The organism is Streptomyces sp. ADI95-17 (assembly GCF_003846175.1).
Taxonomy (GTDB): Bacteria; Actinomycetota; Actinomycetes; order Streptomycetales; family Streptomycetaceae; genus Streptomyces; species Streptomyces sanglieri.
In genome coordinates, this window is sequence record NZ_ML123046.1 from 866495 (window position 1) to 878013 (window position 11519).

Below are 11519 nucleotides of genomic sequence, written 5' to 3' on the forward strand. Positions count from 1 at the left end.
CTCAGCCCTTGAGGCCGCCCGCGAAGCCCTTGATCACATAGCGCTGGAGGACCACGAAGACGATCAGGATCGGCAGTGCGGCGAGCACCAGTCCGGCGAAGACGAGCCCGTAGTCGGAAACGTACTGGCCGACGAACGCGAAGATGCCCACCGGCACGGTCTCCTTGTCGGAACCGCCCAGATACAGCAGCGGAGTGAAGAAGTCGTTCCAGATGAACACCGCGTTCAGGATGATCACCGTGCCGGTGATGGGGCGCAGCAGCGGGAAGACGATCCGGGTGAACGCCTGCCGGTGGTTGCAGCCGTCGATCAGCGCGGCCTGGGCGTAGTCCTGCGGCAGCGCACGGATGAATCCGGTGTACAGGAAGACGGTGAACGGCAGTTGGATGCCGGTGTAGAAGAGCACCATGCCCTGGTACGTGCCGAGCCAGCCGAGATCGTCGACGAGCTTGTACAGCGGGATCATGCCGAGCTGGAACGGCAGCACGATGCCCAGCAGGAACAGGATGTACAGCCCGTAGCCGAGACCCCGGGCGCACCGCGCGAGGTAGTAGGCCCCGGTGGAACCGACGACGATCAGGAGCAGCAGACTGACGACGGTGATGACCGTGCTGTTGAGCAGCGCGGGCCCCAGCGACGCGGAGGACCAGGCGTCGCCGAAGTTGCCGAAGGTGGGCGGCGAGGGCAGCGAGAGGGGCGATTCGGCGATCTGCCGGGGGTCCTTCATCGCCAGGGTGATCAGGGCGTACACCGGGAACAGGAAGACGACGGCGACGGCGATCATGACGAGTTCGAGGGCGTACTGCCCGTACCGCGGTCTGCGGCCCCCGCGGCCGGCCTTCCGGTCCGCCGGTCCGCGGGCCGTTGTGACGCTCACGCGGTGACCTCCCTCGCACGCAGATAACGGAGCTGGACCAGGGAGACCGCGGCGACGAACAACGCGAGGACCAGGGCCACGGCGGTGCTGTAGCCGAACTTCCCGTAGACGAACGCCTCCTTGTACAGGACGGTCGACAGGGTCTCGCTGGACGTGCCGGGTCCGCCGTTCGTGGCGGCGTAGACCTGGTCGAAGAGTTTGAGTCCGCCGATGGTCGACAGCATCAGGTTGATCGTCAGCGCCGGGGCCAGGAGCGGCCAGGTGACATAGCGGAAGCGCTGCCAGGAACCCGCCCCGTCGATCCTCGCGGCCTCGTGGAGTTCGGCGGGCACGCCCTGGAGCCCGGCCAGGAAGACGACCATCGAGTAGCCCGCGTACTGCCACACGACCATCGCCGCGACGGACCACAGGGCGAGCGAGGGATTGCCGAGCCAGTCCTGACGCAGCCCGCCGAGTCCGACGGCGCCGAGCAGTCCGTTGAGCCCGGCGCCGTTCTCCGGGTTGTAGACGTACTTCCACAGGATCGCGACCATGACGGGGCTGACCACGGCCGGTGCGAAGAAGATCAGCCGCAGCACCGCACGGGACTTGATGTTGGTGTGCACACCCAGCGCCAGCAGCAGTCCGATGCCGTTCTGGACGACGACCACGGCGATGGTCAGGAGCAGGGTGTTGGTGACGGACTCCAGGGCCCGGCTGTCGTCGAGCAGGGCGCGGAAATTGTCCGTGCCGGTGAAGGAGAACCCGCCGATGCCGGACCAGTCGGTGAAGGCGTACATCACCCCGGCGAGGCTCGGGTAGAGCACGACGACGGCGTAGACGACGAGGGCCGGGACGACGAAGAGCCAGGGCGGGACGGTGTGGTCGCGGCGCCGGGCGGGCCGGCCCCGCCCCGGCCGTGGAACGTCCCCGGCCTCTGTGACCACGCCGGGGACGGTCTTCTGGGGGGTGCTCGTCACGATTTCTTCCCGTAGGCCTCGTCCATCTGTCCCAGGGCGCCGTCGACATCCGTCTTCCCGGCGAGCAGATTCTGCACGGCGGCGAAGTGGGCGGGCTGCACCTCGGCGTTGGGCCAGCTCTGGTCCATGAAGGGGACGGCCCGGTTGTCGTCGATGATGGGCAGGAAGCCGGAGAGGACCGGGTCGATCCTCGTCGAGGCATTGCGCTTGAACGGGATCGCGGCCACGGACTGTGCCCAGCGGTCGACGTTCTCCTGCTTCCCCAGGAAATCTATGAACGCCTTCGCCCCGGCCGACTTCCTGGACCGCGCCGAGACACCGAGCCCGACGACGATGCCCGCCGGGATCCACAGCTTCGCGGGGTCGTCACCCCCGGGGAAGGGGAACATGCCGAGGTCGTCCGGAGTCCGGGTGGCCTGGCGGAAGGCGGCGAGCACGGCGGAGACCTGGACGGCCATGGCGGCCTTGCCGCCGGCGACCATCGAGGTCTGCTGCTCGTACGTCGTTCCGTTGGGGTTCTCGTTGAAGAAGCCCCGGTGCTGGAGCTCCTGGTACTTGCCCATGGCGTCGGCCCACCCGGAGCCGCGGAAGTGCGCCTTGCCGGAGGCCATCTCGGCGTCGAACCCGGGGTTCTTCGCGTAGACGGCGTTGGGGACCAGCGCGTACGTGATCAGCTGGGTGACCCAGGGGGTCTGTGCGCCGAGTGCGATCGGGATGATGCCCTTGGCCTTCAGTTTGGCGCAGACGTCCAGGAGCTCGCTCCACGTCCGGGGCGGTTCCACCCCGGCCTCGGCGAAGGCCTTCTTGTTGTAGATGGCGCCGATGGCGCTGCTGCCCGCCGAGTACAGATACGTTTTTCCTTCGCGCCGGTAAGCGGGGTGGAAGTTCGCCGGGACCTGCTTGGTCCACGCCTGGTCGCTGAGGTCGGCGAGCAGCCCGGCCTTGGCCAGCTCGACCATGGACATGGCGCTGCCACTGCCCGGATAGAGCACATGCACGTCCGGGGCGTTGCCCCCGGCGAGCTGGGTGCGCAGCACCGTCTGCACCTGGTCCGTGGGTGCGAAGGAGGTGGCGAACGTGTCGTCGGGATGGGACTTGCGGTAGAGGCCGACGAGTTCCTCTATCGGTTTCTGCTGGTCGGCGACGCCGACGACGCGCAGCTTGCCGGAACCGCCGCCGGAGTCCGAGCAGGCGGTCAGGGTGGGCGGCAGGGCGGCGAGCGCCGCGACCCCGCCGCCGATGCGGAGAAATCCCCGGCGGCCGACCGTGCTTCGGGCCGGCCGGAAGCGAGAACCCGTCGTCATGGTGTGTCCTCCTCGTACGAACGGGCGAACGAACGTTTCGTCGCCGGTCCTGATGTGCGTCGGCTCGGGGTGAGCGACAGCGGCGGTTGCGCCCCGGGCGGCCCCGCGGGGCGGTCCACCGGGGGAAGGGCCGCGGTGAAGCGGTAGGAGCCCGAGGACACCCGGTGGACCACGTGGTCGGGGGCGGTCGCGATCAACGTGATGTGGCGGTCGTCGGCGCTCGGCACCAGGCCCGATTCGCGGACCGAGCCGGGGTCCGCGGTGGGCACGTACACATCGGCGGTCGCGCCGGGCGGCACCTGGACGCGCAGGGCGATCCGGTCGCCCTGCCGCTCCCAGGTCACCCTCACGGTGCCGCGCACGGACTCGTGATGGGCGCTCGCGTGGCGCAGGCCGCCGGGCCGGGGCCGGATCCGCAGCTTCCGGTAACCCGTGGAGTCCGGCGCCTGGTCCAGGCCGGCGACACCCCGGTAGAGCCATTCGCCGATCGACCCGAGCGCGTAGTGGTTGAAGGAGTTCATCGACGGTGCCCGGAATCCCGTGCCCGGGGTCCACCCGTCCCAGCGTTCCCAGATCGTGGTGGCGCCGTGCCGCAGCGGGAACCGCCACGACGGCACCTCGTCACGGCGCAGCAGGGCGTGGGCGAGGTCGGCCCGCCCGTGGTCGTCGAGGACGGGCGCGGCGAGCGCCACCCCGAGGAAGCCCGTCAGCAGGGCCGGCCCGGCCGACTCGACGAGTTCGGCGAGTCGTCGGGCGGCCGCCTCGGCGAGCCCGGCGGGCAGCAGATCGAAGGCGAGCGCGACGAGATACCCGGTCTGGGTGTCACCCGCGACGCGTACGGACAGGCCGTCCGCGGCATTCCGGGACGTGACGAACTGCTCGGTGAACGTACGGCGGATGTCGTCGGCCAGCCGGTGGTAGCGCTCGCCGGCCTCCTTCCGCCCGAGCACGTCGGCGGCCTGCGCCGTGAGCCGGGCACTCTGCGCGAAGTACGCCGTGGCGATCACGTCGCGCGGGGTGGGGGTGCCAGGGGCGAGCCAGTCGGAGAAGTGCGGGCCCACCCGGTCGCGCCAGATCAGACCGGGGTTGTGACGATGGATCAGGTCGACCCAGGCGCACATGCCTTCCAGGGCCCGGGAGAGGAATCGCGGGTCGTCGTAGACGCGGTAGAGGTGCCACGGGATGATCACCCCGGCGTCGGCCCAGCCGGGTGCCCCCTCGTCGGCGACGCCCACGAGACGCGGGGCGACATTGGTGAAGCCGCCGTCGGGGGTGCGGGCGTCGTCGACATCGCGCAGCCACTTGGTGAAGAACGCGGCGACATCCGCGTTGAGCGCCGCCGTGGGCAGGAAGACCTGCGCGTCGGCCAGCCAGCCGAGCCGCTCGTCGCGCTGCGGGCAGTCCGTGGGCACGCTCACGAAGTTCGAACGCTGCCCCCACGCCACACAGTCGTGGAGCCGCCTCAGCTCGGCGTCCGAGCAGTCGAACTCCCCGGCCCACGGGGTGTCGCTGTGCAGCGCCACCGCGACGACATCGGCCTCGGCCGGCTCGGGCACGCCGCTGATCTCCGCGTACCGGAACCCGTGATACGTGAAGCGCGGCTCGAACACGATGTGCTCGCGCCCGTCCCCGACCAGTACATCGGTCGCCGCGGCGGTGCGCAGGTTGGCCGTGTACAGCCGCCCCGCCCCGTCCAGCACCTCGGCGTGACGGATCACCACCCGGGCCCCGGCCGCGAGCCCGCGCACGCTCAGCCGTACACGTCCGGCGAGGTTCTGGCCGAAGTCGACGATGTGCGTACCGGGGGAGACGCGCGTCACCGAGCAGGGGCGCAGTTCGGTCATCGCCCGTACGGGCTCGTCGGCGGAGGCCACCAGCAGGCGGTGATCGGCGTCCGTGACCTGGGCCCGGGGCCAGCCGGAGTCGTCGAAGCCGGGCAGCTCCCAGCCGTCGGCGCAGCGCCGGAGGTCATGGCACTCGCCCATCAGCAGATCCGCGTGGCGGACCGTCCCGGTGCCGGTGCGCCAGGTTCCGTCGGTGACCACCACCGAACCCCGGCCGTCCGCCCCGGTCAGGTGGAGTTCGGCCAGGAACTGGGGGTACGAGCCGTAGTGGGCCCCGGCCCGGCGCGGCTCGAAGCCGACGAACCCGCTCCACCAGCCGTCCGCGACGGTGGCCGCCAGGACGTTCTCGCCGTCCCGCAGCGACGCGGTCACGTCGTACGTCTGGTACTGCACGCGGTGGTGGTAGTCGGTCCAGCCGGGTGCGAGTTCGGCGTCGCCGACCCGTTCGCCGTTGAGCCGGACCTCGTACAGGCCGCGCGCGCTGACGTACAGCCGGGCGCGGGTGCCGGCCGATGCGGTGAAGGACCGGCGCAGCACCGGGCACGGGGCGAGCCCGTGGTCGTCGAGGGCGAACTCGCCCTCGGTGGGCGCGTCCATGACATCGATTGGGCGCGGATCGTGGGTGATCCACGAAGCCCGCCATTCGTCGGTCCGGGTGAAACCGGTCTCGAACCACGAGGTTTCCTCGGCGGGCGTGTCCGTCCCGGCCGGCCACACGGAGACCCGCCAGTGCAGGCGCGTGCGGCTTCCGAGCGCAGGCCCCGCGTAGTCGACGGCCGTGGCGACGGGATCGGCCACCCGGCCGGTGTCCCAGAGGAGCCGGCCGCCCCCGTCCAGGTCCCCGGCGTGCTCGGCGACGCGGACCCGGTAGGCCACCGGGTCGTCGCCACGGACGTCGGAGGCCAGCCGCCAGGAGAGCCGGGGCGCGGGTTCGTCGATCCCCAGCGGGGTGGTGCGGTGCTCGCACCGCAGGGCGTACGGGCGCAGCCTCCGGGCCTCCGGACGGCCGGTCACCGGCCCTTCCGAGGGGCGGCGGGCGGGGACACCCGCTGCCGGGGGACCGGACACGAACACGTCCTTCCGTCGCACCGAATTTCCCGATGTGAAATCTAACGTTAATTCTGTGGCGTGGAGACTATGAGTCGCTCTCAGGGGTGTCAAGGGTGTTGCCGACACGTCCTCGGTCGCGTCGGAGAAGGGCTGATGTCCCCTCAACTAACCGCCTGTGAACGGCAATATGACCACTCGTAGGTGGTCTTGTGGCGTGTGTTTCCTCTGTGATATCCAGCCTGTGATTACCACATGGACGGGCGTGAAATCACGCGCCGATCCCATCTCGTACCGGACGGAATTCCGCCCGACGAAGGGACGAGTTTCATGCAAATGAACAGTGCGTCAGGTGGTACCGGAGGCTTCGGAAGACGGGTGATGCTCGGCGGCACGGTCGGCATGGCCCTGGCCGCGTCCGGCCTGTCCGCAGGCCGGGCCTGGGGCGACACGCCCCTCCACGAGGACCCGTTCACCCTCGGCGTGGCGTCCGGCGACCCGTGGCCGGACGGGGTCGTACTGTGGACCCGTCTCGCCCCCCAGCCCCTCGCGCCCGACGGCAGCGGCGGCATGCCGCCGTACGCCGTCGACGTGCAGTGGGAGGTCGCCCGCGACGACCGCTTCCGGTCCGTCGTACGCCGGGGACGGACCCGCGCGGTGCCCGAGCTCGCCCACTCCGTCCACGTGGAGGTCTCCGGACTCCAGCCGGACCGGCACTACTACTACCGCTTCCGCGCCGGCCGTGTGCTCAGCCCGGTCGGCCGCACCCGCACCGCGCCCCCGCCGCACAGCCGCCCCAGGGAGCTGGACTTCGCCTTCGTCTCCTGCCAGGCGTGGTTCGAGGGCTTCTACACCGCCTACCGGCACCTCGCCGAGGAGGACGTCGATCTGGTCCTGCACCTGGGCGACTACATCTACGAGAACGCCATCGACGCCATGGGAGGCGTGCGCAACGTCCCCGTCGCCGCCGAGCTGCGGCCCGAGCCGATGAACCTCGTGCAGTACCGCAACCGCCACGCCCTGCACCGCTTCGACCCCGACCTCATCGCCGCCCACCAGGCCCACCCGTTCGCCCTCGTCTGGGACGACCACGAGGTCGAGGACAACTGGGCGCGCGACAAGTCCAAGGCCGACACCGAACCCGACCAGGACCCGGCGGTCTTCCGCGAGCGCGCGGCGGCCGCCTTCCAGGCGTACTACGAGCACCTGCCGCTGCGGCTGCCGAACAAGCCGAACGGCTTCGAGGCACGGATGTACCGCCGGCTGCGCTACGGGCGGATGGCCACCTTCCACATCCTCGACACCCGGCTCTTCCGCGACGACCAGCCCTGCGGCGACGGCACCAAGAGCGGCTGCGACGAACGGCTGACGCCCGGCCGCACCATCCTCGGCCCCGAGCAGGAACAGTGGCTGCACAGCGGTCTCGGGCGCTCCGACACGACGTGGAACATGATCTCCCAGCAGATCCCCGTGACCCAGGTCGACACCGACCCCGGCCCCGGTCAGGCATTCGTGATGGACTTCTGGGACGGCTACGTGGACGCCCGCCGACGGCTGTTCAAGGAGCTCACCGACCGCAGCGTGAACAACCCGGTCGTCCTCACCGGCGATATGCACCGCCACCTCGCCGCCGACCTCAAGCAGAACTTCGACGATCCGGACTCACCGACACTCGGCGTCGAATTCGTCGGCTCGTCGATCTCCACCACCAAGGACGGGATGGACCTGGACCCCTCCGGGGTCAAGCTGCTCGCGGCCAACGAGCACATCAAATTCACCAATTTCCAGCGCGGATATGTGCACTGTTCGCTGACCCGGGACAGCTGCCGTGCCGACTTCAAGGTGCTCCCGTACGTCACCACCCCCGGCGCACCCATCTCGACCCGGACCTCCTACGTGACCGAGGCCGGCCGCCCCGGGCTCCAGGAGGCCTGAGGGAACACCGGACGTCCCTCTGCCGGGAGAGCGGCAGAGGGACGGATCGTGCGGTGACGGTTTCCCGCCGCCCGCTCGGGTGGGCGGCGGGAAACCGGGTCAGGCGGCGCAACCGCCCGACGGGGGTGTGCCGGGGGTCACGCGCTTCCACCGTCCAGCGGCGGGTAGGCGTTGCGCACCAGTTCCTGGAACTGCGCGGCGAACCAGTGGCCCGCGAGCGGGGCGTCCGGCAGGGCGCCGGACAGGTTGTAGCCGTTGCGACCGTTACCGGTGTATGTCGGGTCGCACATCCGGTCGAAGCCCTTGCCCTCGTCGTTGTCGATGGGCGCGCTGTTGCCGTCCGACTCGCCCGGCGGCTTCGCCCAGACGTAGGCGTCGACACCCGGTTCCGGGGCGGCGGTCGGCCGCTCGCCGATGCCCGCGCCGCTCTGGTTGCACCAGTTGCCGGCGTGGATGCGCCGGTCGACCCGGCCGCCGTCGACATAGGCGTCGACACCGGTCAGCGGGCCCGCACCGGTGGGCCGGGCCGAGCCGCCCCAGCCGTTGCGGGCCGTGTCGACCAGCATACCGATGTCCTGGGCGAAGCCCTGGCGCACCAACTCCGAGCGCAGCGCCTGGGCGAACGACAACTCATCGACGTAGAAGTTCCAGTCCACCCATTTGGACTGGCGCACCGTCGTGCCGTTCACCGCGTCGGTGACCTTGAAGTGGGGCTCCTTCAGCGCCGAGTAGTTGGCCGTGTTGACGATGAAGCCGTGGACGTCGGCGACCGTCGCCCCCTCCGTGGTCGCGGCCTTCTTGAACTCCTGCGCGGCCGGCACGAAGTTGGAGTCCCAGCCCAGCCACCCGTGGTGGGCGGCGTCGACGTAGTTGTAGACGTTGGGGATCGCGCCCAGGGTGTGCAGGGCGTAGCCGACACCCTTCTCGTAATTGCCGTTCGCCTTCATCGTCGCGCAGGCCTCGGTGGAACCGGCGGTGCCGCCGGCGTTGGTCACCAGATTCGGCAGCGAGTCCGGCTCGATGAGGGTGACGATACGCAGGTTCGTGTAGGCCGGGTCGGAGAGGATGTCGGCGATGGGGTCGATGTACTCGGCCTTGTACCGGTCGATCTCCGTGGGCCCGAGTTCACCGTTGGAGGCCAGCGCGGCACAGTCCCGGCCGGGCAGGTCGTAGACGACCATCTGGAACAGGTCGGCGCCCTGGTCCAGCGCCGTGTCGAGGTGCTCGCGCAGCCCCATCGCGTCCCCCGTGCCCCCGATGGCCGCGATGCGGTCCATCCAGACGAACGAGGGCTCGTCGGCGATGGCACCGCCGCCCGGCTCGGCGGCGGCCCTGGCGGACCAGTCGGGGTTCACGTACGGGGTGGCGCCCGCGTAGGGGTTGTCGACCCGGGCCGCGGCCGACGCCGGTGCGGGAAGGGCCACAGTCAGCGCCGCGCCCATCGTGAGGGCGGAGAGTGCGCCGAGCTTTCGGCGTAATCCGTGCGAGGTGGTGCCTGTTCGTTTCATTGCGGCTCCAACTTTTCTCTCGGGTGCCCGCAGGAGGTCGGCCCGCGGGGTTCAGGGGTGCGCTGTGCCGGGGCAACGGCTCCGTCGGTGCGCGCTGCCGCGCAACCGGGCTCCGCCGACGAGGGTGGCGAGCGTCGGTGCGTCCTGGGGGAAGGGGCGTGGGGGAAACGGGGAGCGGAGCGCGTATTGCGGTGGGGCTGTGGCACGAACCGGGGTGCTCGGGGCCCGGTGTCACGGACGCTCCCGCCGCCGGGACAGCGGTCGTCGTCGTGTGCAAGTCTTGACGGTGGGAGCGCTCCCACCGTGGCGTGGTGATGCGCACCTGTCAAGAGTTGAAGCGCAATCGCAGCTCGGGTCCGCCGGGGTGAGGGCACGGGCGGACCGGCTCGGCGGCAGACAGCCGCAGGTAGCAGCGGGGTTCCCGGAGTCGGGGGCCGCATGTGTCTTCCACGATCCGCCGCACGGCTCAGCGGGCGGTGGGCGAACCCTTCACGCGCGGGTGGACGGCGCGATCGAAGGGGGACGTCCCGGCGCCGGCCGGGACGTGAAGGCAACCGCGTGCCCTGACGTGATGTCGCCGGTGCCGGACGCCCGGCCGAGGGTGGTCAGGGTGTGTGTGTGTGTCACGGGTCAGGACTCGCGTGTCGCCGCCATCCCCAGGGTGATCAGGCCGAGCACCACCCAACCGAACCAGAGCCAGCCGCTGCTCCCCAGCGCCACCGTGTAGGCGGTGACCACGACCAGGGCCGTCAGCGTGAGCACTCCCATGGCCTTCGTGGATCCGGACATGCCCGCACCCTCCTCACCGGCCGCACGGCCGTGGATGCCATCGTCACCCCTGAGGCATGCCCACCGCTACTGTCCGCGCGCCTGCAATGAGGCGAGATAGGCGTTGTACGCCTGCAACTCCTGGTCGCCGTCCCGGTCGGCCGCCCGGTCGGAGCGCTTCGCCGTCCGCTGCTCGGAGCGGTACCACTGGAAGACCAGCGCGATCAGCACCAGCACCGACGGGATCTCACTGAAGGCCCAGGCGATACCGCCCGCCCAGCCCTGGTCACTCAGCGCGTCGATGCCCAGTGAGGCCGGCGGATTCTCGTACGTCTCCACCATCGGTGTCGTCGCCATCATCAGCGCGATGCCGAAGAACGCGTGGAACGGCATCCCGGCGAACAGCTCCAGCATCCGCATCACATAGCCGGGCCGGTGCGGGCCCGGATCGACGCCCATGATCGGCCAGAAGAACACCAGGCCGACCGCGAGGAAGTGCACCATCATCGCGATGTGACCGGTCTTCGAGCCCATCAGGAAGTCGAAGACCGGGGTGAAGTACAGGCCGTACAGGCTGGCGATGAAGAGTGGAATCGTGAAGACCGGATGCGTGATGATCTTCATGTACCGGCTGTGCAGCAGCTTGAGCAGCAGCTCGCGCGGACCGGTACGGCCACGGCCCGCGACCGGCAGCGCACGCAGCGCCAGGGTCACCGGAGCGCCCAGCAGCAGCAGGATCGGCGACAGCATGCTGATCACCATGTGCTGCACCATGTGCACGCTGAACATGACCATGCCGTAGTCGTTGAGCTTGGTGCACATCACCAGGGCGATACTCAGCACGCCGACGACGAAGAACACGATCCGGCCGGCCGGCCAGCTGTCCCCGCGTCTGCGCAGCCGCAGCACGGCGTACGCGTACAGGCCGATGCCGAGAAGGCAGCCGACGAGGAAGAACGGGTCCGCGGAGAATTGAAGCCCACGTCCCAGCGTGAACGGCGGCAGATCCATGTTCATGCCATGCCCGCTGTGATCCATCTGTTCACTCCTGCTGGGGGCGTCCCCGTTTCGTGCCGGTTGTCCCGACCAGAGTAGAACTGCCCCCGGCCGCAGCTGCGGCCGGGGGCAGTCCGTAGGACGAGGTGTCGCTCAGAGCACGCACTCCGCCTCGGCGTACCGCTCGGCCGGGACGGTCTTCAGCGTCTCCACGGCCTCACCCAGCGGGACCATCACTATGTCCGTGCCGCGCAGCGCCGTCATCATGCCGAATTCGCCGC

The 11519-nt window shown here is 70.0% G+C and carries 7 protein-coding genes and 2 pseudogenes; 1 reads left to right on the forward strand and 8 read right to left on the reverse strand.

Annotated features, from left to right (window positions below):
* Position 1: 1 nt before the first annotated feature.
* From EES42_RS17665 to EES42_RS17680, 4 genes are read right to left on the reverse strand one after another with little or no spacing between them, the layout of a single operon-like run.
* Complete coding sequence (locus EES42_RS17665; RefSeq protein WP_241196431.1) at positions 2–877, reverse strand: carbohydrate ABC transporter permease; 876 nt, start codon at positions 875–877, stop codon at positions 2–4.
* Positions 874–1836, reverse strand: coding sequence for a carbohydrate ABC transporter permease (locus EES42_RS17670; protein WP_241196432.1), 963 nt, complete (start codon positions 1834–1836; stop codon positions 874–876). The genes EES42_RS17665 and EES42_RS17670 overlap by 4 nt, the downstream gene beginning before the upstream one ends.
* Positions 1833–3140: an extracellular solute-binding protein gene (locus EES42_RS17675; protein ID WP_124719152.1), complete on the reverse strand. Its 1308-nt coding sequence runs from the start codon at positions 3138–3140 to the stop codon at positions 1833–1835. The genes EES42_RS17670 and EES42_RS17675 overlap by 4 nt, the downstream gene beginning before the upstream one ends.
* Positions 3137–6052, reverse strand: coding sequence for an alpha-L-rhamnosidase (locus EES42_RS17680; RefSeq protein WP_206433491.1), 2916 nt, complete (start codon positions 6050–6052; stop codon positions 3137–3139). The genes EES42_RS17675 and EES42_RS17680 overlap by 4 nt, the downstream gene beginning before the upstream one ends.
* A gap of 315 nt (positions 6053–6367) precedes the next feature.
* Between EES42_RS17680 and EES42_RS17685 the strand changes: the two genes are divergently transcribed.
* Positions 6368–7966: an alkaline phosphatase D family protein gene (locus EES42_RS17685; RefSeq protein ID WP_241196433.1), complete on the forward strand. Its 1599-nt coding sequence runs from the start codon at positions 6368–6370 to the stop codon at positions 7964–7966.
* Positions 7967–8112: 146 nt separating this feature from the next.
* Here EES42_RS17685 and EES42_RS17690 read toward each other — a convergent pair.
* The 4 genes and pseudogenes from EES42_RS17690 to EES42_RS17705 all read right to left on the reverse strand — a co-directional run.
* Positions 8113–9408: pseudogene (locus EES42_RS17690) on the reverse strand (glycoside hydrolase family 6 protein); the annotation flags it as partial.
* Between the two features lie 696 nt (positions 9409–10104).
* Positions 10105–10263 (reverse strand): hypothetical protein, encoded by a 159-nt coding sequence (locus EES42_RS17695; RefSeq protein ID WP_107408259.1) that lies wholly within the window; start codon positions 10261–10263, stop codon positions 10105–10107.
* A gap of 66 nt (positions 10264–10329) precedes the next feature.
* Entirely contained in the window at positions 10330–11280 is a 951-nt protein-coding gene (locus EES42_RS17700; protein ID WP_124719154.1) for a cytochrome c oxidase assembly protein, read from the reverse strand.
* A gap of 111 nt (positions 11281–11391) precedes the next feature.
* Positions 11392–11519 (reverse strand): annotated as a pseudogene (locus EES42_RS17705) (6-phosphofructokinase); the annotation flags it as partial.